15 protein-coding genes and 1 tRNA gene are annotated in these 20951 nt (G+C 44.1%); 7 read left to right on the forward strand and 9 right to left on the reverse strand.

The window, feature by feature from the left end; translation table 11 throughout:
• The first annotated feature begins 19 nt into the window (after positions 1–19).
• The 3 genes from WS34_RS04485 (at position 20) to WS34_RS04495 (ending at position 5796) form a co-directional block, all read left to right on the forward strand.
• Positions 20–1681 carry a PKD-like family lipoprotein gene (locus WS34_RS04485; RefSeq protein ID WP_286693625.1) on the forward strand — a complete coding sequence of 554 codons (1662 nt, stop codon included), beginning with the start codon at positions 20–22 and terminating at the stop codon, positions 1679–1681.
• A 91-nt stretch (positions 1682–1772) separates the two neighbouring features.
• Complete coding sequence (locus WS34_RS04490) at positions 1773–3920, forward strand: zinc-dependent metalloprotease (RefSeq protein WP_286693626.1); 2148 nt, start codon at positions 1773–1775, stop codon at positions 3918–3920.
• A 1-nt stretch (position 3921) separates the two neighbouring features.
• Positions 3922–5796 (forward strand): hypothetical protein, encoded by a 1875-nt coding sequence (locus WS34_RS04495; RefSeq protein ID WP_046403404.1) that lies wholly within the window; start codon positions 3922–3924, stop codon positions 5794–5796.
• A gap of 60 nt (positions 5797–5856) precedes the next feature.
• Here WS34_RS04495 and WS34_RS04500 read toward each other — a convergent pair whose 3' ends face one another.
• Positions 5857–6999: a M20 metallopeptidase family protein gene (locus tag WS34_RS04500; RefSeq protein WP_046402632.1), complete on the reverse strand. Its 1143-nt coding sequence runs from the start codon at positions 6997–6999 to the stop codon at positions 5857–5859.
• A 104-nt stretch (positions 7000–7103) separates the two neighbouring features.
• Between WS34_RS04500 and WS34_RS04505 the strand changes: the two genes are divergently transcribed.
• Positions 7104–7176, forward strand: a tRNA-Gly gene (locus WS34_RS04505).
• Positions 7177–7617: 441 nt separating this feature from the next.
• On the forward strand, positions 7618–9033 hold the full coding sequence (locus WS34_RS04510; protein WP_046403406.1) for an alkaline phosphatase: 1416 nt from the start codon (positions 7618–7620) through the stop codon (positions 9031–9033).
• Positions 9034–9083: 50 nt separating this feature from the next.
• Here the strand turns inward: WS34_RS04510 and uvrB are convergent, their stop codons facing one another.
• The 4 genes from uvrB to WS34_RS04530 are packed head-to-tail and all read right to left on the reverse strand — an operon-like array spanning position 9084 to position 13464.
• The gene (uvrB, locus tag WS34_RS04515) at positions 9084–11093 is read right to left on the reverse strand and encodes an excinuclease ABC subunit UvrB (RefSeq protein WP_013611885.1); all 2010 of its coding nucleotides are present in this window, start codon (positions 11091–11093) and stop codon (positions 9084–9086) included.
• A 1-nt stretch (position 11094) separates the two neighbouring features.
• Positions 11095–11481 carry a response regulator gene (locus WS34_RS04520; RefSeq protein ID WP_022159484.1) on the reverse strand — a complete coding sequence of 129 codons (387 nt, stop codon included), beginning with the start codon at positions 11479–11481 and terminating at the stop codon, positions 11095–11097.
• 10 nt (positions 11482–11491) lie between these two features.
• A complete protein-coding gene (locus WS34_RS04525) occupies positions 11492–11863 on the reverse strand; it encodes a thioesterase family protein (protein ID WP_022159483.1) in 372 nt (123 codons plus the stop codon).
• A 23-nt stretch (positions 11864–11886) separates the two neighbouring features.
• Positions 11887–13464, reverse strand: a complete 1578-nt coding sequence (locus tag WS34_RS04530) for a peptide chain release factor 3 (protein ID WP_013611882.1) — start codon at positions 13462–13464, stop codon at positions 11887–11889.
• A gap of 117 nt (positions 13465–13581) precedes the next feature.
• On the opposite strand from WS34_RS04530, the gene WS34_RS04535 reads away from it, so the two are divergent.
• The gene (locus tag WS34_RS04535) at positions 13582–14205 is read left to right on the forward strand and encodes an HdeD family acid-resistance protein (protein WP_013611881.1); all 624 of its coding nucleotides are present in this window, start codon (positions 13582–13584) and stop codon (positions 14203–14205) included.
• A 22-nt stretch (positions 14206–14227) separates the two neighbouring features.
• Here WS34_RS04535 and WS34_RS04540 read toward each other — a convergent pair whose 3' ends face one another.
• The 4 genes from WS34_RS04540 to WS34_RS04555 form a co-directional block, all read right to left on the reverse strand.
• Positions 14228–14509, reverse strand: a complete 282-nt coding sequence (locus WS34_RS04540; protein WP_013611880.1) for a hypothetical protein — start codon at positions 14507–14509, stop codon at positions 14228–14230.
• A gap of 9 nt (positions 14510–14518) precedes the next feature.
• Positions 14519–15178: a carbohydrate-binding family 9-like protein gene (locus tag WS34_RS04545; RefSeq protein ID WP_229032327.1), complete on the reverse strand. Its 660-nt coding sequence runs from the start codon at positions 15176–15178 to the stop codon at positions 14519–14521.
• 128 nt (positions 15179–15306) lie between these two features.
• Positions 15307–16509 carry a glucose/galactose MFS transporter gene (gene gluP, locus WS34_RS04550; protein WP_013611878.1) on the reverse strand — a complete coding sequence of 401 codons (1203 nt, stop codon included), beginning with the start codon at positions 16507–16509 and terminating at the stop codon, positions 15307–15309.
• A gap of 114 nt (positions 16510–16623) precedes the next feature.
• Positions 16624–19434, reverse strand: coding sequence for a M16 family metallopeptidase (locus WS34_RS04555; RefSeq protein WP_022159481.1), 2811 nt, complete (start codon positions 19432–19434; stop codon positions 16624–16626).
• Positions 19435–19583: 149 nt separating this feature from the next.
• Between WS34_RS04555 and WS34_RS04560 the strand changes: the two genes are divergently transcribed.
• Positions 19584–20813: a mechanosensitive ion channel family protein gene (locus WS34_RS04560; RefSeq protein ID WP_286693627.1), complete on the forward strand. Its 1230-nt coding sequence runs from the start codon at positions 19584–19586 to the stop codon at positions 20811–20813.
• The last annotated feature ends 138 nt before the right edge of the window (positions 20814–20951 follow it).

Below are 20951 nucleotides of genomic sequence, written 5' to 3' on the forward strand. Positions count from 1 at the left end.
GAACAGAAAAAATGATAGTATGAAAAAGATATTGGTATGGGGATTATTGGCTGTATTGGGAATAGCCTGTTACGATGATTTGGGAAATTATGATTATAATGACATCAACGATATGGTGTTAGAAATGCCGCGGAGCGTCAGTGTTACGATACCGAAGAAAGATTCGGTTTTGGTTGAAGTGAAAGCGGCTGTTACCCAGTTGGACCGGAAAGATAATGCCAATTTGACTTATTTGTGGAAAAAGAATCTAAGTGGGGTGACGTGGACGGAATGTGGTACGGATTCGGTTTGCCGGGTATGGGTTTATCCGAAAAATAGCGGACAGATTACATTACGGCTGGCTGTAACGGATACGGTACAGAATATCGTAACCTTCGGTGAGACGGTGGTTAATTTGGTGGCTGCATTTAACCGTTGTTGGTTTGTGCTGCAGAATATCGGTGAGAGTGCCATATTGGGATGTGTCGATGGGGATGGTAGCAGCCGGGTTACCGTACAAGATATCTATACACAGGAAACGGGAGGCAGGTTGCAAGGTAAACCTTTGTTCTTGTCGATTAATAATTTGCATCTGAAAGATGCCATGCAGATAGGATCTGAGGAGACATTGTTGGGTATTTTCACTGAAGGAGGGAAAAACTATATGCTGGATGGTGCTACTTTGGAAGAACGTTATGCATATAACCGAATGTTGTTATACAAAAAGCTGACTAATGACGCCCATTATGCACCGATGTATGCGGAAGGAGATAAACGGGGGGAATGTATCATTGACGATGGGGTATTCTGGTTTGCCAAGCCGGATGGATTTTCTGTTTATTATCCGGTGAAAGCTGCAGATGGGGATTATTATGCAGAGAGGGCTTCCCTGGCTTATGATGTGTCACCGGAAGGAATAAATATTATTTATGATTCCAAGAACAAACGCTTCCTTTCTTACTATAATGCGGATATTGGCGGTAATAATTATAATACGAACCGCTACATTGCTAGCGGCATGGAAGATCTTTACGATATTGACGGAAGTCTGAATGAACAGAAACTGGAGACCATAGGCGAGCAGGCCGGTTATCCGAATAAATTCGATCCGAACAATATTGGAGATAAAGATGTAATTTATATCGGAGCGACGACTTCCCGCGATGTTCCGAAGATTATGGCGATAGCCAGTCAGGGAAGTAGCTTGTATATTTACGAAATTTCTCCGGAGATGATACAAGGGAAGAAAGGGACAATCTGTAGCGGTTATTGGGAATTAACCCCGGAAACAGGGCTTGTCGAAGGAAAATTACCGGTGGCCACTTCAGCTTATTTTGACCGTATGTTTTACTATGCTGTCGGTAATAAGATTTATCGGGCAGACTTGACTCGTTCAACTCCTCGTTCATATGAAATTTATGCCCATCCGGATCCTTCTGTACGGATTACCCGGTTGAAATTCCGCAGCCAACGGGAGGACCGTTGGGATATTTCGGGAGGAGATGAGGTAGAAGCGATTCCTTATGATTTTGTAAGTTACCTGGGGGGAGTGGCCGAATATCCGGATGGAAATTGCAGTATGCTTGAAATGAAGCTGACTGCAGCCGGAGAGATAGATAAGGAAGAGGGAACGAAAGACTTGATGGTTTATGAGTTTAAAGGATTTAAAAATGTAGTGGATTTTGTCTATGCTTTTAAATAAGAAGCAGTTGTTTTTCCGGGACCTGTTCAGGTCCCGGAAAATGTTATCCTGGTTGAAAAAAATCTGTTGGATTCTTTTTTTCTTGCTGTGTATGATAAAGCTTTATGCACAGTCGGAAGTTATACCTGGTTTGTTTACAACTTATCAACAGAATGGACGTATTTTATGGGTGATCCCGGATAGTCTGCTAGGACGTGATATGAGCCTGACGACTACAATATTGGAGGGTGCCGGACGAAAAAAAAAATCTGCTGATGCTAAATTCGGATATCAGGGCGATCGGTTCGGTCCGAGGATTTTACGGTGGGAGGAAGAGAAGGAACGGATAATATTGAAGGAGATAAGAAGTTATGTGGATACTTCCGGGTCATATTCACTCGGAAGTTTATTGTCTGAACGGGAAATGCCCCTTACCTTACAGGAATTTGAAATCTTGGGGTGTGAAAAGACCGGGAAGATCATTGATGTGACCGAATGGCTTCGTGATGGAAAGTTGTGGGGATTACAACCCTTTTCTTTTTTGATCGGGCTAGGGAGTGAGCGTGAAGGAAGGGTAACGGCAATTCTTGGAACGCCGGAAAGTGTGATTGTCAGGTCTGAACGGATTTATGAAGCTGTAGAGAGGACGCCTGCAACTTCAGCAAATGGAGAAGTGACTCGATGGAAATTAGGTTGTTGTTTAAGGTTGTTGCCCCGGCATCTGATGCAGGTACGTTATGCCTCTTCAGGGGTTGGATATTTTACTGTACCTTATGCACATATGGAACCGGGAAGTTGTCAGGTCATCTCGGATCGCGTAGTGAAACGTTGGCGGCTGGAAGTGGCGGATCGTGATACGGCCCGGTATAGGCGGGGAGAACTGGTTGAACCCCGGCAAAAGATTAGGATATATATCGACCGTAGTTTTCCTGAAAAGTGGCGTCCTTATGTTTTACGTGCCGTGAACAATTGGAATGCTCTTTTTGAACGTAGCGGTTTTAAAAATGCCATAGCAGGACTTATGGCTCCGGATTCGGCCGGATTTACTTTAGATAATTCTGCTTTGTCATGGATCGTCTATAAGGCTTCTCCGATGGAGAATGCTTATGGACGTCCTTTTGTAGATTTCCGTACCGGTGAGATCCTGAGTTGTCATATTGCGGTTTTTCATTCGGTTTTTGATATGTTATGCCAGTGGTATATTGCACAGACAGGAGAAAGCGAGGAGGAGTTCCCGGACGAACTGGCTGGTAGATTGCTGGAGATGGTGGTGTCACACGAAGTCGGGCATGTACTGGGATTGACCCATAATTTTTATGGGAGTTCTTTGTGTGAAACAGAGCAGTTAAGAGATGCCGTTTTTTTACACCGTCATGGTTATGGTAGTTCTATAATGGATTATATGCGTATGAACTATGCTGTACAACCCGAAGATGGAGTCGATATGTCCGACCGGATACCCCGGATTGGCGCTTATGATTCATTGGCTATTGAGTGGGGATACCGTTATTTTCCCGGATTGGCGTCTGAAGAAATTCAGGAAAAATTGTCTGTTTGGATAGAAAAAAAACAATTGGAGCGTAAATATCGTTTTCAGGATAGCGGTGGAAACTTACCTGAAGCACAAGCCGAAGATTTAGGGCGTTATTCGTTGGAAACGGCAGAATTGGGCATGTGTCACTTGAAGCGTTTGTTGCGAGATACTCTGAGAAATAACGGGCGTCTGAGTGTTGAAAGTTGGAATCTTGCTATCCGAAAACAATATTCGGAGTACATAAATCAGGCTTTTACCTATCTCGGAGGGATAAGGAAATGTTGGGGGAATGATTCGGTTATAGTTGTTGCTGTGGGGAGGGAAGAACAGCAGGATGCCCTGCGTTTTTTACAAACCTATGTGTTGGAATCGGGAAAGGACCTGCCTCGGGAGTGGTGGGAAGACTGGGGAAGGGAGACTGTCAGACGGTTGGTAGAAAAAGCGGATTGTTTTGTAGGTTACGATCGGGAATATTCGGTCACTGAATATATCAGAGATTTGGGAAAAATATTCCGGAATGTATCTGGTGAGGAGTGTTGGGGAAGATTCTTGATATGGTGTTATACGGATTGTTTGATGGAATATATACAAACAGAAAGGAATAGGTATCCGGAAGTGGTGGCTTTGATGGAGGAACAATTGAAAGTGATGTATCGGAAAACAGACAAGGAAAAGGATGTTTTTTGGAAAGCGTGGAGAAAAAATGTGAATTCAATATGGAAATAACATGAGGACAAAGTTATTGGTATTGTTGTTTTGTTGGGTAGGGATGGTTGGGATAAAAAGTGGAAATGCCTGTGGTAAAGATAAGGATGAGAATGCTGTGGTGTTACCGGTATATGAACGGAATGGCAGAATGTATGTAGAAATTGAGCAGACATATTTGGGGCGGGAATGGATGGTATTGGCCCAGATAGACAGAGGATTGGGAATTCGGGGGAAGTTATTGGAGAGTAAAGGAATTTTTAGATTGGAACAAGGCAGGGATTCTATGACCCTGGATGTTTTTGCGGTTTTCTGTCCGGAGAGAGTTTCAGATACAACATGGATGAGTAACGGATTGCTGAAGATGTCCGGTTTACAGACACCGGTGGAAACTTGGCCGGTAGCGGAGAAAAAAGAAACAGGTTATTTGATTGATGTGACCGATGGTATAAAGGAAAAGTGGTATGTGGGGGACGGGAAATGGGGACGGATACAGTATGGCCGTTCGGAGATTATAACTGTCGATACCTGTAGGAACGGAGCATGTTTTACTATCCGGCATTATTTGGAGTGTTCTCCTGAACAGCAGGTCGTGGAAATGTTGCCCGAAAGCGGTTCGGTACCGGTAGAAGTATCTGTGGCTTTGTGTCTCTTACCGGATAGGGGTTTGAGGAACAGAGGGGAAGACCCGGATGGGTTATTCCGGACGCAGGTTTATGTCGATTATGGAGTGAATCCTTTCCGTTGTGTAGAGTGTACCCGTTGTGTGTGCTGGGATACATATGCCGGAATGCCTCTGAATATATGTCTTGCTGAGGATATTCCGGAAGAATATGTGGAACTATTGTATACAGCAGTGGAAAAGCTGAATGCAGTGTGGACTGCCCGGACGGGAAGAGTATTGCTTGAATTGGAACGGAAAAAAGGAAGGGTGAAAGCTGATGTCCCCTGCGCAGTTGTTTTTGATGTCGGAGGTGGAGGGATAAAAGTGGATTTCCAGGAACATCCCGGAGATGGAAGGATTTTAGCTGCACGTTTACGTATCAGTGCTGATGTTTCTATGGAATCGGTGATCCGCTACCGATTGGAAAATCCGGTCCGGGAAGAGGACGGGATATGGAAGATGTGTTCGGAAACAGAGGCTTTACAGGGGTGTCGTGAACAGGAAATCGATAGAGCTTTGTCCATATTGTTGGGATTGGATCCGGAACAACTGGAGAATAGAAATATCACAGCTGCAAAACGATTGGAGGCTTTGTGGTATTGTTATGCGGAAAGAGAAGATATAAAAACAGAGAAAGAGGCTGCCGGACAGTGGGGATGGAAGAGGTATGAGGAAAGGCGTGTGGCTTGGCAACAGGTGTTGAAGGAGGTGGAAAATGAAAAGGTAAAGCATTATTACCGGGAAGTATTGAAATTGAGTGAAAAGGATTATATCCGTTGGTTAGATGAGACTTTTTTTCAAGAGGGAATGGCGGAACAGTTGATGCAATTATTGAAAGAAGATATTATGGGATTTTATGCTCCTTCCTTTTTACAAAAAAATAAAATGGGAATGGAACGTGATGATATGCTTGGGCGATTACAAAGAGTATGGGGAGAATTTTTTCGGACCGAGCGTTGGCTACAGTTAGCAGAAAAGGAGAATGGAGAACAGCAGGTCGGTCAGTTGGTAAAAGAATTGAAGAGGCTGATTACGGGAAAACGGGTAGACCGTTTATCAGTACAAGAGAGGTTGGTACGGCAAACTTGTGTTATGGCTTTTTGTGAAGAATTGAAAAAATACAAGGATACGGTAGATTGTGGAGAGGGGATGGCGAAACTTTTATTATGGACTTATTGGGAGGATTTGTATGATTATTGGAAAATACGTTCAGGGGGATTAGCCAGGATTTAATCTGGTTTGGATCAAGACGAATTTGTATGACTGGGAATCGACTGTCAGAATAATCAATACTTATTCTGACAGTTGAGTGATAAGGGCTAATTCGTAAAACATCCGGGCTCCATTTTGCAAAATGTTGTTAGGAAAATCGTAATCCGGAGTATGGAGGGCCGGAGTAGAGATGCCTGCTCCCAGACCGAACATAGCACCTGGAATATGTTGAGTGAATAATCCGAAATCTTCTCCCCAGGCAAAAGGATGATCGGTTTCCTCGTAAACCAATCCGTTGCTTTTGGCTGCTTCCTGAATCCAGGTTACGGATTCAGGATCATTTTCATTGGCCGCAAAAGGTTCTGTCCATTCGATGGAGCATAGTAAGGCCGGATGAGAATCAATGGTTTGCTGAACGAATTGTTCCAACTGTTGCCGGTGTTTTTGCAGTATTTTTTCGGATGCGGCGCGGAGAGTCAACCGGATAAGTCCGCTTCCTGCAGCAACGCCATAGGCTTCTTCGCCGATATGAAGTTCGATAAGTGTCGTACGGAAATAATCCGGATCTTTCAAGGTCCCTCGATTCCAGCTTTCGCTTAGATGCAGGATATGCAGTAAAGGTGCGGTCGGGGAAACCGCTTTTTCAGGTTCTGCGGCATGTGCTGTTTTTCCGGTGAAGGTGATGGTACAGCTGATGACCGAGCAGGTAAAACTGCCTGTCCGGCAGATAATCGTAGAAAACGGATAGCCGGGAAGATTATGCAGAGCGAAAGCCCGGTCGATTTTCTGTTGCCGGAACCAGGGGTCCTGAAGTACTAGTTGTGCGCCCTGTCCATTTTCTTCGGCAGGTTGAAAGAGTAATAAAATGCGTCCTCGTTCCAGGGGATGATCATATAGGAATCCGGCCAGCATGAGTAACATGGTTGTGTGTCCGTCGTGTCCGCATTTATGGGCTATCCCCGGATTTTCCGAACAATAGGGAAGAGGTGATTTTTCTGCAATGGCCACAGCATCGATATCGGCTCTGAATAATAGGGTCGGACCTTCGCCCGGGAAACTGTATTCTGCCACCAGTCCATGGCCCTTTTCCAGGGGATGGATTCGGGAGGGCTGAAATTCCTGAAGTACTTGCCGGATATATTGTATCGTATGTTTTTCCTGTCCGGATAATTCGGGATGCCGGTGAAGTTCTTCCCTGATCCGGTAAAATTTATTCCTGTCCATAGGCTGATCGTTTGAACCTTTAAAAGTAATCTTTTTTTTATTTTTAAATCTTGTTTCATTCAGATTTGTTTGCTATATTTGCACCGTTGTTTAACGCAAAACAGGCGATAATAGCTCAGTTGGTAGAGCGTTGGCTTCCCAAGCCGAAGGTCGCGGGTTCGAGTCCCGTTTATCGCTCTTCATAATCAGCCACTTATAAAGGTGGCTGATTTTTGTTTTAGGTGGTTTTTAGTGGTGTTTTGAGTGCTTGTTTAAACCGAGAGTTAAACCGAAACTGACTGAATCTATTTATTTTCTTTAGCTGTCCGCTTTTTCACAGATTATGTATTGTAAGCCAACGTGTTTATATACATGTTTACCCTAGCTGTAGGTTTATAAGTGTAACATGTATATAACTATCTAATATAAAATGGAGACCTGAATTTTAGTGTGGAATTATATTTGGATTCAGGGGAAAATAGGTTTCTTTCTCTAATTTTTTTTGTATTTTTGATGGGAATTGGTGTTGGTTAAGAAATTATTAATAATTCTGTTAATAGTTCAGGAATAAGTTTGTTCTTGAATTAGGAGGGGATAGAATATACAATAGGAGCAAAACGAATAATAATGAAAAGAACGATGAAAAAGTTATTTGGCTTATTATCAGTGGTATTGGTTGCCGTTATCTGTTTTACACAGCCTGTTGATGCGGCAAAGAAAGAAAAAAGAGCGAAGTATGTTTTTTATTTCATCGGAGATGGAATGGGAATAAATCAGGTGAACGGCACAGAGATGTATCTGGCTGAGAGAGCAGGAAAAATCGGTGTCGAGCCTTTAAATTTCACCACCTTCCCGGTCAGAAATTTTGTGACTACTTATTCGGCCTATAATTCGGTGACTTGTTCGGCTGCTGCCGGTACGGCTTTAGCTACCGGCGAAAAGACAAAGAACGGGACGATAGCGATGGATAAAGAACATAAAGCACCGGTATACAGTATCGCTACCAAAGCCAAAGAACTGGGAATGAAAGTAGGGATCGCTACCAACAATAGTATCGATCATGCTACTCCCGCTTGTTTCTATGCTCATCAGCCGGACCGGAATATGACCTATGAGATCGCAACCGATTTGCCGAAAGCGGGTTTCGATTTTTATGCCGGAGCCGGTTTTGTAAAGCCGGAGAAAAAAGATTCCGTAAATATTTATACTCTTTTCGATCGGGCGGGGTATACGATAGCCCGGGGAAATGACGATTTCCAGAAAAAAGCAGCGAAAGCAGATAAAATTATTTTTATGCAGGAGCAAGGATGTGACATGGGGAGTTTGCCTTATGCCATCGACCGGAAACTGGGGGATTTGTCACTTGAAGAGATTACACAGGGAGCGATCGATTTTTTGAGTAAGGATAAAAAGAACGGTTTTTTCGTGATGATCGAATGCGGATTGATCGATTGGGCCTGTCATAGTAACGATGCGGCGGCTATGTTTAACGAGGTAATCGATTTTCAGAAATCGATACAGAAGGCGATCGATTTTTATAAGCAGCATCCGGATGAAACCCTGATTGTCGTTACGGCAGATCATGAGACAGGGAACTTTGCTTTGGGAACAGGTAAATATGAACTGAATCTGAAAGCGTTGCAACATCAAATGGTCTCCAAGGGGCAGCTTTCGAAAAAGATTTCTGCTTTGCGGACAACCCACCATTATGCAGTGACCTGGGAAGATGTAAAGAAATTGTTGAGTGATAATCTGGGGCTGTGGACGAAGGAAGAACTCAAGGAGTCGTATGAGAAAGATTTGAGACACCGTTATGATAAAGCCTTTTCGAATGGGGAACAGGAGATGGTGAAAAGTCTTTATGCCGAAGATGAACCCTTGGCCAATACGGCGGTTCAGATACTGAACCGGATAGCCCGCATCAGCTGGGGAAGTGGCGGACATTCTGCCGGGTATGTGCCCTTGTTTGTCCTGGGTGTCGGAGCAGAAAACTTTAACGGTAAGTTGGATAATACGGATATTCCGAGGCAGATTGAGGCATTGATGAAACGGTGACCGGTAGAATCGGCAGGTATTTTGTTTGGCTGTCGTAACCCCGAAAGATTTTATTTCATCTCGTCCCGTTTCTTTTCCAGTTGAAACATTTCATCCCGCAGGCGGGCTGCTTCGATGAAGTCGAGTTCTTTGGCTGCTTTTTGCATGGCAGCCTTGGTTTTTTGGATCATTTTTTCAATCTCGGGTTTACTCATGTAAGCTACGACGGGGTCGGCAACCAGATGGAGGTGTTCTTCCTCCACATACGCTTTGGAGGTATCCTGAGTCAGCGCTGCATCTGTCGATTTGTAGATCTGCCGGGGAACGATGTGATGTTCTTCGTTGTATCTCAGCTGCTTTTCACGGCGGTAATTCGTCTCGTCTATCGTTTCCTGCATAGAACGGGTTACTTGGTCGGCATACATAATGACTTTCCCGTCTACATTACGGGCAGCTCGTCCGGCAGTTTGAGTCAGTGAACGTGTAGAACGCAGAAAGCCTTCTTTGTCTGCATCCAGAATTGCTACCAGAGATACTTCCGGCAAGTCCAGCCCTTCCCTCAATAGATTGACACCGATCAATACGTCGATGATTCCTTTACGAAGATTCTCCAGGATTTTTACCCGTTCGATAGTATCGACATCCGAGTGAATATATTGGCATTTAATACCGATCCGGTCCAGGTATTTACTGAGCTCTTCCGCCATTCTCTTCGTCAGGGTTGTCACTAATGTACGTTCCCGAAGGTCTATGCGCTGCTGAATCTCGTTCACCAGATGGTCGATCTGATTTTTGCTGGGGACGATTTCGATTACCGGATCCGGAATACCTGTCGGACGGATAATTTGTTCCACGATGATGCCTTCACTTTTTTCCAGTTCATAGTCGGCAGGTGTGGCACTGATGTAAATCGTCTGGCCGGTTTTACTTTCAAATTCATCGAACGTGAGGGGACGGTTGTCGAAAGCTGCCGGTAAACGGAAACCATAATCCACCAGCGTCAGTTTCCGTGCGTGATCGCCTCCGTACATCGCCCGTATCTGGGGCAGGGTAACATGCGATTCGTCGATGACCATCAGAAAATCTTCCGGGAAATAATCCAATAAGCAGAAAGGACGAACTCCTGCTTTCCGGCCGTCGAAATAGCGCGAATAGTTTTCAATGCCCGGGCAATAACCTAATTCCCGGATCATTTCCATATCGTATTTCACCCGTTCTTCCAGGCGTTTGGCTTCCATAAATTTCCCGATCTCTTTCAGATAAGCCAGTTGATCTTGCAAATCCTGGCCGATTTCAACCAGGGCGTGGGCTATCGTGGCTTTGTCGGTGACAAAAAGATTGGCCGGATAAATATCGAGTTCATCCTGACTACCGATGCTCTGTCCGGTAACCGGGTTAAAAGAAGAGATCCGGTCGATTACGTCGTCCCAGAATTCGATCCGGTAAGCTACGCCGTCGTAAGTTTCTATGGCAGGAAAAATATCCACGGTTTCCCCTTTGGCCCGGAAACAACCCCGTTTGAATTCGATTTCGTTGTTTGCATATAAAGCGTCTACCAGCCGGCGTAATAAGACATTCCGGCTGATAGTCATGCCTCTTTTCAAATGGGTGACGTTCGAGCCGAAAGCCCGGGGATCGGCCATACCGTACAGACAAGACACCGAAGAGACAACGATGACATCCCGACGTCCCGAAAGCAGGGAAGCGGTGGTCCGTAAACGAAGTTTGTCTATCTCGTCATTGATGGCGAGGTCTTTTTCGATATAGGTATCTGTTGTCGGCAGATAAGCTTCCGGTTGGTAATAATCGTAATAAGATACAAAATATTCGACTGCATTTTCGGGGAAAAAAGATTTGAATTCCCCGTATAATTGAGCTGCTAATGTTTTATTGTGACTTAAAATCAGAGTCGGACGATGGATTTCGTTGATGACATTAGCTACAGTAAAAGTTTTTCCTGAACCGGTGACTCCCAGTAAGACCTGTGATGACCGTCCGCTTTGAAGTCCCTGGATCAATTGGCGGATGGCTTCCGGTTGATCGCCGGTAGGTTGGAATTCAGAGGTTAGTTTAAATTGCATATCAGGATAAATATTTACTTAATGTTTCAAGTAATTCTTTCCGACGGATCGGTTTTAATAAAAAACCATCGAACTTCTCATTTATAATCTCCGAAGAAGAGAGATCATGTGCTGTTTGTGCTATTACGATTTTTCCGGGCAATTGTTGCCGGATAAACCGTAAAGCCTCTATTCCGTCAGAATCCGGCATGCTGATATCCATTAGAATCAGATCGATGGAGGCCGTTCCTGAAGCGATTTGTATCGCTTCTTTTCCGTTACGTGCCCGTAAGATACGGACATGTGTTTTTTTTAACAGAGCCGCAAGGATCGTATAATTACTGTCGATATCTTCTGCTATCAGAAACGTTTTGTCCGACCAATCCGGATACTCTGGGTAAGTTTCCACTACAAACGACTTATAATTTACTCATGAATTTCTCCGGGTAGATGATAAAGCGGTCGTGAATAGCATGTCCTATTGTTCCTTTTTCATCCGTGGCTTCGATCTCAAAACGTATCCGGCGGCCATCGATTTCGACGATCGTCGCTTTGCACATCACCTTTTTACCGACGGCTGTTGCCTTGGTATGCTGTACATGAATTTCAATACCTACGGTATCTGTATCCGGTTCCAACATGCCTTCCAGGCAGTGTATCGCCGTATTTTCCATCAGTCCCACCATTGCTGGTGTCGCAAAGACTTCCAAATGGCCCGAGCCGTGAGCTAAGGCGGTGTCTTTAGGACCGACGATGATTTCTTGTGTATATGATTTTCCGGTTTCCAACATAGGATTCGATTTAAAGTTTATGGTTAAAATTCTGAGGTAAAGTGAAAAATCAGTTTTTTGTAATTTTCCTGAGCCATATGCAACATATATTGTGAGTCGGCCAGAAATACATCTCTGCCTTCTTTGTCTTTCGCCATATATTGAGCTTTATGTTTTTTGAAATCTTCCAATTCTGCCTGATCCTGGGCTTCGATCCAACAAGCTTTGTAAAGATTGATCGGTTCCCAGCGGCAGGCGGCGGCATATTCGTGTAAAAGCCGGTATTCGATCACCTCGAACTGCAGTGCTCCTACCGTGCCGATGATTTTCCGGTTATTGAATTGGCTGACGAATAATTGGGCTACCCCTTCGTCCATCAATTGATCGATCCCTTTGGCCAATTGTTTGGATTTCATCGGATCGGCATTTTCGATATACTTGAATAATTCCGGAGAGAAACTGGGGATACCTTTGAAATGCAGTTTTTCTCCTTCTGTCAGGGTATCTCCGATTTTAAAGGTACCGGTATCGTGCAAACCGATGATATCACCAGGGTAAGCTTCATCGATCACCGATTTCTTGGAGGCCATAAAAGCGGTGGGAGTGGAAAATTTCAACATTTTACCGTTTCTGACATGTAAATAATTGGTATTCCGTTTGAAAATTCCCGAACAAATTTTCACAAAAGCAATTCTGTCTCGGTGGTTAGGGTCCATGTTGGCATGAATCTTAAATACAAAACCGGTGAATTTCTCTTCTTCCGGCCGGACGGGGCGTTCTTCGGTTTCCCGGGCAAGAGGTGCCGGAGCTATTTCGATGAAGCAATCCAGAAGTTCCCGGATACCGAAATTATTCAACGCCGAACCGAAAAATACGGGAGCTACATGTGCGTCCAGGTATTCCTGCCGGTCGAGACTGGGATAAACCCCCTGAATCAGCTCCAGGTCTTCCCGTAGTTTACCGGCAGCCCTTTCGCCGATATGATGGTCGAGTTCGTCCGATCGGGTATCGGTGATCTCAATGCCTTCGGGGATGTTCTGAATGCTAGGACTATACAGGCAAAGGTTTTGCCGGTGGAGGTTATAGATACCTTTGAAGGTATCTCCGCTTCCGATCGGCCAGCTGAGTGGGTTTACCCTGATCTGTAGTTCTTTCTCTACATCGTCGAGAATATCGAAAGGATCGTTGGCCGGACGGTCCAGTTTATTGATAAACACGATCACCGGGGTTTTGCGCATCCGGCAGACTTGCATCAGCTTACGGGTTTGCGTTTCTACTCCTTTGGCTGCATCGATCACGATGATTACACTGTCGCAAGCCGTTAAGGTTCGGAAAGTGTCTTCGGCAAAGTCCTGGTGACCCGGGGTATCCAGAATATTGATCTTGATTCCGTTGTACTCAAAACCCATGACAGAAGTCGCCACAGAAATACCACGCTGACGTTCGATCTCCATAAAGTCGGACGTGGCTGTCTTCTTGATCTTATTCGATTTAACAGCTCCGGCAACGTGAATGGCTCCTCCGAAAAGCAATAACTTTTCCGTTAATGTGGTTTTTCCGGCATCAGGGTGACTGATGATTCCGAAAGTACGGCGTCTTTCAATTTCTTCTTTAAATCCCATAATTATTTTTTTGAGTGTGCAAAGATAGTTAGTATTTTTTTGCTTTCCTTTTTAACCTAACAAAAAAATGCTTACCTTCGTTAAATAAAAAAAGAAAGATCTTTAATTGTAATTTATATGCAAATTGTTTACACGACTTCGAATTTTAAAGGAGGCATATACAGGGCGGTTTTAGCGATTTTGCTCGGTTTGGCTCTTTTGATCTGGCCGGCCGATGCATTGAAGTATGTTGTTATGCTGATAGGTATCGTTTTCCTGGCCATCGGTATTATTGCGTTTATTATCTCTTCCAGAAACCGCGAGGAACATCAGCGGAGTTTTGCTCCCTTGAGCGGAATCGGAAGTGTTATTTTGGGATTACTGCTGGTATGTCTGCCGTCTACTTTTGCGACCGTTTTTATGTTTCTCCTGGGATTTATTTTGGTGGTCGCTGCTGTCGGACAATTTGTGACCCTTGCCGCAGCCCGTCAGTTCGGGCGTATTGCGCCGGTTAGTTTTTTATTCCCGGTCCTGATCCTGATTGTCGGTATCGTGATTTTATTCGATCCTTTCAGTTCGGCCGAAAGCGTGTTCATCCTGTTCGGGATTACCGCCGTTTTTTATGGCGTAACCGATCTGCTCAACCAATATTCCATCCGTAAAATGCGCAAAGCCAGTGAAGAAAAAGAAAAAATCGTGAAGATGGGAGGAGATTCGGATATCGAGGATGCCGAATTCGAGGAAGTGGAAGAAGGCAAATAAGAAGGAAATCGCCTTCTCCGATCTAAAGACTGGAAAATAGAAAAAGAAAGAAATAGATTAAAACTGCCAGGATAACGCCTTTCGAGGCGTTATTCTTGTTTAAGTGCAGAAATAAATAAAATAAGCCTAAGTCGGCAAAGAATACACCGACGGAAATGAGTTTGAATTGTACTTTCAATGCGATCGCCTGGTGGATAAATTGGGAAAGCGGGAGGTCGTGAAAGCGGAAAAGCCAGAACAACAGGATGATGATGAAAGGAGCTGACAGGCCCGGGAATAATCCGTATAGAAGACGATCTTTCATCGGAGAGCTTTAAAATTGTACCGCAACAAAACAACGGGGCGTATGAAAATCCGGTTTGGGAGAATCGATCGGACGCCAGGATAAATAATGCCGGCAGGATAGCCGATCTCCGCATTTATAAAGGTTGATGCGGGCTTTCAAACCCTGCCAGGTATCGATGTTGTGACGGAAAAGAGCTGAAGCCGGAATTCCCACAGTCAGTTCCCAGGGATGGCCTAGCCGGGTTTCTTCGAAATTTGCCCCGCCCAATGAAGGATAACGGAGAATCGAGGCCATGATATCTTCCGGGGCATGAACCGCCGCTGGGCGTTCTTTCCGGAAACCTAACAAAGTTTTACCGATACAGGTAAATTCGAAATTGTAATACCCACTATCGTCGACTGCCAGGAAAAATTCGACACAGGAATCGTTACACACTTGCTCGTTGTCTTCCCGGGTGAGGGCCATGGTACTGGTCTCGTCGACCTTAAACCGGATAAAGAGCATTTCTCCGTTGTGTGCCATGGTAAAAGCTGCGTAAGGCGTGTAAGGGAATTGCTCCGGCCAGTTATTCTGTCCGATTCGGTGAAAATCGATTTTGTTCAGTTGCTCACCTGCCTGTCGGAGGTCGTTGCTGTCTAAAAAAGGAAGATAGGGAATTTGCATGTTGGTATTGTCAAAGAAAATCATTCGTCAGTAAAAGTTCTTAAAGTTTATGGATCCCTGCAGGGTTTTCTTCATGGAACCGGAGGTCACTTTAAGAAAATATCCCGCAGGGGTCTGGAACTTTACAAACCGATCAATGTTCGGTGTCACCTTTATTTCGTTCTGATTTTATAACCGGCTACACCATAATACAGGATAAACAGAAAACAAGGCAAGGCTAACCAATAAGCCCCTTGTGCCCCCAAACCTTCTTGCAAAAATCCGAAAACAGTCGGGATAACGGCTCCTCCGGCGATAGCCATTGTCAGAAGAGCACTGCCTGATTTGGTGAATTTGCCGAGGTCTGCCATAGCAAGCGGCCATAATGCCGGCCACATTAGCGAGCACCCTAGAGCCATCAGGAAGATTGCCCAGATAGATATTTCGGCAGGCAGCAATACAATGGCCAGAGAACCGGCTACACCGATGCAGGCACAGATTCTCATTGCCATGTCTTGAGTTAGGTATTGCGGAATCAGAATGATACCGCAAATATAACCGATGACCATACCGATACTCGGAATCCAGGCATATAAATCGGGATTTTCCAAATTCAACGCTTTGGCGTAGTCGACGGCTGTACTTAGAGACAAAGTTTCGACACCGACATAAATGAACAAGGTCAGTGCACCCAGAACCAAGTGGGGAAATTGCCAAATAGAAGTTTTATTTGCTGCATACGGGCAATTGGCGGTATCCGATTCGTCTTCTCCGGCAGCTTTTACTTCGGGAAGCGGAGCCATTAAAGAGATGATACCTAACAATAGAAATACGCCGATGATGATGTAGAAAGGCAGATACAGATCGGAAGTCTGCACATTGGTTTGGTCGGCTACCACGAGTGCGAAAAACAAAGGAGCTACCGGCCATGCCAGTTTGTTGCAGATACCCATGATACTCATTCGTTTGGCCGCGCTTTCAATCGGTCCCAGAATGGTAATGTACGGGTTTACCGATGCTTGTAAATAAGCGTTGGCGGCACCGCTGACGAAAGAAGCGATGAGGAAAAGAATGAAATTTTCCAATTTAGCTGATAATACAAATAAAATAAAAGCAACGGCAAAAATCAAAAACGAGAGTGCCATTGTTCTTTTGTAACCGATTTTGGCAATCGTGGCAGAAGCCGGGTAGCCGAAAATCAGGAAAGGAACGAAAGTAGCTGCTAGCAGCAGGTAGGCTACCCCTGAAGGCAGAGACAAAGCACCTTTTAATACCGGAATCAAAAATGAGTTGATGCCCAATGCGAATCCGATCGCAAAAAACATCATACCGACGAATGCCAAAGGCACAGCAAAATTTGTTTTGTTTTGTGACATAATATTTGGGTTTGTAGATAATAATTCAGCACGCTGTTTCAAAAGGTAAATGTAATAAAAAAATGAAATAGGGTGCCACTTTTGACACCCTATTTAAAATGCTTCGCCCGAAGATTATTGTTTCGGTTTGAAAATCAGATCGACAACATCGGCACCCTTGAAAAGAGACTGAGCAAATTTCTGAATGTCTTTGGGTTGCAGTTTATCGACAATGTGATCGAAGTTTTTCGGATCGTTCGGATTCACACCACTGATATAATAAGAAGTAATACAATTCATCCAATAGCTGTTGTGGTTTTTGGATTGTTCGTGGTTTTTCTTCATATTGGCGATCACTTTATTCATTTCTTCCGGAGTCGGAGCTTCTTTCATGATTTTATCCAATTCGGCATAAATCAACGATTTCAGATGTTGTGCCTTGTCCGGATCACAATCGAAGCTCATCGTCATGCTATAGTTGGAGTAAGGCTCGCGTACAGAACCGGCCTGAACACCTACACCGTAAGTTCCTCCTTCTTTTTCCCGGATATTTTCGGTATATCTTAAATCCAGGATTCCTTCCAGAATATTATTACAGATATTGTTGTAAACACTGTATTTCATATCTTTAGAGAAATTTGTGATCACGGTCGATTTCGGGGTAGTCAGTTCCAATTCGATTTCTTTTACCGTTTTGCCTTTCGGACCTCTTACATGGTTGTCGCGCCAGGTTTCTTTCCGGTTTTCAGATTTTAATGAACCGATGTATTTTTCTACCAATGGTTTTACCGTTTCTGCATCGATATTACCTACGATGAAGAAGGTGAAATCGCTGGCATCTTTAATCCGGTCGCGATAAACCTGTTCGATCTTTTCGATACTGATCTGATCCAGGTATTTTTCGTTGAAGAGCAGAGTACGCGGATTGTAGTTACTCATGATCAGACTAATCGAATCTTTCATGATTTTCTGCGGATTCTTCTCCATATTGGCGATAGAGGCCCTGTTGCGGCTCATCATAGCTTCATGGGCTTCCTTGTCGAAACGGGGTTTTTCGAAACGCAGATACAACAATTGAAGCATGGTTTCGAAATCCTGAGGTGTAGAGCTACCGCTGACAGATTCCGACAAACCGTTGATAGAAACTCCGCAGGAAGCCATCTTCCCGGTCAGGATTTTTCTTAAAGTGGTTGCATCGAAATCTCCTAAACCGTAAGCTCCTACAAATGCAGCAGCGTTATTGGCGGAAGGAAGCATGTCTATATCGTAAAGTGAAGTTCCTCCTTTGCTGTAAGAAGTCAGTGATACGGCATCTTTTTCGTAATCTGCTTTACGGAAGACTACTTTCGCTCCATTGGCCAGTGTCCATTCTTCTGCATCGAATAAGGGAAGTTTCTTGGTAGAAACGATTTTTGAACCCGGTAATTCTTCGCTGATCAATGTTGCATCGGTTACTTCGTCGCGATAGGGTTCGATCTCTTTTTTAGCAACCTTATCCATAATAGCGGTTACTTCTTCCCGGGTCAGGTGCTTGGCATTCTCTGACGGACCGGAAACGACTACTGTACGGTTTTTATCGGTATTCCACTCTTTAGCCCGTGCAGATACCTCTTCTACGGTAATGGTCGGAATAATTTGTTTGACAGCATTGTAATAGAAATCGAAATCTACGATCGGTTCCTGTTCCAGGAAATTCGCTTGCATTTCCTCGATATAACTTTCGTTACCGGTTTTGTCTTTTTCTTTATAAGCCGATTCCAGGCCGACCAGCATATTGGTTTTTACCCGTTCCAGTTCACTCGGGGTGAAACCGAACCGCCGGATTCTTTCATTTTCGGTTAAGATGGCTTCCAGGGCAACGTCTTCTTCGTTGGGTTTGGCCGTTGTGTTGATGTTATAAGCATTATAACCTCTCACAAAACCACCGAATCCGAAACCTCCGTTGATAAAGGGAGGATTACCTTTCTGCATCATTTCGCTGATCCGTGCTCCGGCCATCTGATTGTAGAAAGAGTTGATTATGTTATCTTTAAAATAAGCCAATTTATTCTTTTCTGTTGCCGGAGTACCGGGTAACAGGGTCACGATCTGAATAGAAGATTGCTGTACTTCTTTGTCGGTTGCCAGGCAATAATACATCTCGTCGTGTTCGGGAATTTCGTAGAAAGGACGGGGAGTCGGATTTTCTACAGCAGGGATTTTACTGAACAATTCTTTTACTTTTTGTTCCATTTTAGCTACATCGAAATCGCCGACGATTGCTATGGCTTCCAGGTCTGTCCGGTACCATTCATGATAAAAATCACGGATAGTCTGGTATTTGAAATTTTTGATTACATCTAAATTACCGATAACGTCCCGAATGGCGTATTTTGAATCTTTGAAAAGTACCGGGAACATCTGTTTTTGAATCCGGAATTGCGGTGTCCGGCGGGTTCTCCATTCTTCGGTGATCACTCCGCGCTCAGCATCGATTTCGTCGTCTTCCAGGGTAAGATAGTAAGACCAGTCGTGCAGAATCAACAGGCAGGTATCTAACAGAGATTCGCTGTTTGTCGGTACATCGCTCAGATTGTAGACCGTTTCATTTTGTGCAGTGTAAGCATTGATGTTACGGCCGAAAGAAACTCCGTGCTTTTCCAGAGAGGTGATGATACCTTTCCCAGGGAAATTCTTGGTTCCCTGAAAGGCCATGTGTTCCAGGAAGTGGGCCAGACCGTCTTGTTCATCGTTTTCGAGCAGGGCTCCGGCATTGCGTATGATGTAGAAACTCGCTCTGCCTTTGGGTTCTTCATTGTGACGCAGGTAATACACTATACCGTTGGGGAGCTTTCCCGTTACAATGTTCGGATCTTGAGGAAGCGGGGCCTGAAGATCGACCTGTGCAAAACTTCCTTGCAGGAATAATAAACAGGAAAATGTAATTAAAATAAATAGTCTTTTCATAGTTAAATTTTTATGCTTTGAAACAAAAGTAGCTTTATTTACGATCAAATATAAATACAATAAGGGGTTTAACTTAAATTTAATAAGGGACCGCTATTCCTGTAAAAAGCTCAGATTGAGCATAAACAATATTTTAACATATCATACTTATGAGAGACTCTGTTTCTTTTTTGCATCGGGTATCCGCCTGGACTGAAAAAGTCGGAATGACAGATGCCGAAAGCACTCTAATAAAAATTGCGATAACGATTACCGTTGCCATTCTGATTTATATTATTTCCAGGAAATGGCTCTCCAAACTCTTGAAAAAAGTTGTAGGAAAGACCAAAAGTACTTGGGACGATATCCTTTACGATCAGGGTTTTTTCCGTAAACTGGCTTCCCTGATCCCTCCTTTTACAGCTTATATCGTTCTCACTTTTATTACCTGGGAATATAAATATGTCCTTCGGCGCCTGGTAGATATCTGGTTGATTGTCGTCACCTTGTTTATCATCATTTCTTTGCTGAATGCGATCAACAAGATTTATGAGAGCTATCCGGTTTCCAAAAATCGTCCGATTACTTTTTTTATCCAGTTGATCAAGGTGTTTTTGTATACGGTTGTGGTGATTACCGTCGTCAGCGTGCTGGTGAATAAATCGCCTGAACACCTGATTGTCGGTTTGAGTGCTTTTGCTGCGGTGCTGCTTTTGATCTTCAAGGATTCGATCCTGGGATTCGTTGCCGGAATCCAGCTGACTTCCAATAATATGATCCGCATCGGCGACTGGATTCAGATGGATAAGAATAATGCCAATGGAGTTGTGTTGGAAGTGAATCTGTACACCGTCAAAGTGCAGAATTGGGATATGACTATTTCGATGGTACCCACTTATCAGTTGGTGTCGGAATCTTTCACCAACTGGCGGGGAATGCAGGAATCGCCGGGACGGAGAATTATGCGGAGTATCAATATCGATATCGATTCGGTTCATTTTTTGAGTCATGACGAAGTCGTAAAATTTGCTTCTTCGGCCTTCCTGAAAGATTATATCGATCAGATGGTTGCTAAACTGGGAGATATCAATAAAGATAAAATTACGATTCTGGATGAGCGTAAGCTGACCAATATCGGTATATTCCGTTATTATATGGATGCATGGATCGAAGCTAATCCCGATATCAATACGAATATGACACATATGGTCCGCCAATTACAACCCGGCCCGACCGGTATGCCCATCCAGATTTATTGCTTCTCGGCTATTCAGGAGTGGGTGACCTATGAAAAAGTCCAGGCCGACATTTTCGACCATATCATGGCGGTATTACCCGAATTCGGACTGAAAGTGTTCGAATATAAATCCATGTATGTGGGTGGGGAAAACCAATCGTGATTAACTGCGTATACGGCAGTTCGGGTTATCTGTTGTGACGACTAAAAAGGCGGTTTCGGTCACGGCTCTTTTAACTGAAAAAAACATGTCCAATAAAGAGAATAATTATAAAATACACCGTTTTATTCAATATACCTA

This window comes from Odoribacter sp. N15.MGS-14 (genome assembly GCF_000980245.1).
GTDB lineage: Bacteria > Bacteroidota > Bacteroidia > Bacteroidales > Marinifilaceae > Odoribacter > Odoribacter splanchnicus.

What these genes read in the sequence shown, in the direction of transcription:
- WS34_RS04510 (WP_046403406.1), top strand. Translation starts at nt 7,618, where the DNA reads ATGAAAAAGTTATTTGGCTTATTATCAGTGGTATTGGTTGCCGTTATC.
- WS34_RS04500 (WP_046402632.1), bottom strand. Translation starts at nt 6,999, where the DNA reads ATGGACAGGAATAAATTTTACCGGATCAGGGAAGAACTTCACCGGCAT.
- WS34_RS04535 (WP_013611881.1), top strand. Translation starts at nt 13,582, where the DNA reads ATGCAAATTGTTTACACGACTTCGAATTTTAAAGGAGGCATATACAGG.
- WS34_RS04545 (WP_229032327.1), bottom strand. Translation starts at nt 15,178, where the DNA reads ATGATTTTCTTTGACAATACCAACATGCAAATTCCCTATCTTCCTTTT.
- WS34_RS04525 (WP_022159483.1), bottom strand. Translation starts at nt 11,863, where the DNA reads ATGTTGGAAACCGGAAAATCATATACACAAGAAATCATCGTCGGTCCT.
- gluP (WP_013611878.1), bottom strand. Translation starts at nt 16,509, where the DNA reads ATGTCACAAAACAAAACAAATTTTGCTGTGCCTTTGGCATTCGTCGGT.
- WS34_RS04490 (WP_286693626.1), top strand. Translation starts at nt 1,773, where the DNA reads ATGATAAAGCTTTATGCACAGTCGGAAGTTATACCTGGTTTGTTTACA.
- WS34_RS04555 (WP_022159481.1), bottom strand. Translation starts at nt 19,434, where the DNA reads ATGAAAAGACTATTTATTTTAATTACATTTTCCTGTTTATTATTCCTG.
- WS34_RS04530 (WP_013611882.1), bottom strand. Translation starts at nt 13,464, where the DNA reads ATGGGATTTAAAGAAGAAATTGAAAGACGCCGTACTTTCGGAATCATC.
- WS34_RS04495 (WP_046403404.1), top strand. Translation starts at nt 3,922, where the DNA reads ATGAGGACAAAGTTATTGGTATTGTTGTTTTGTTGGGTAGGGATGGTT.
- uvrB (WP_013611885.1), bottom strand. Translation starts at nt 11,093, where the DNA reads ATGCAATTTAAACTAACCTCTGAATTCCAACCTACCGGCGATCAACCG.
- WS34_RS04540 (WP_013611880.1), bottom strand. Translation starts at nt 14,509, where the DNA reads ATGAAAGATCGTCTTCTATACGGATTATTCCCGGGCCTGTCAGCTCCT.
- WS34_RS04560 (WP_286693627.1), top strand. Translation starts at nt 19,584, where the DNA reads ATGAGAGACTCTGTTTCTTTTTTGCATCGGGTATCCGCCTGGACTGAA.
- WS34_RS04485 (WP_286693625.1), top strand. Translation starts at nt 20, where the DNA reads ATGAAAAAGATATTGGTATGGGGATTATTGGCTGTATTGGGAATAGCC.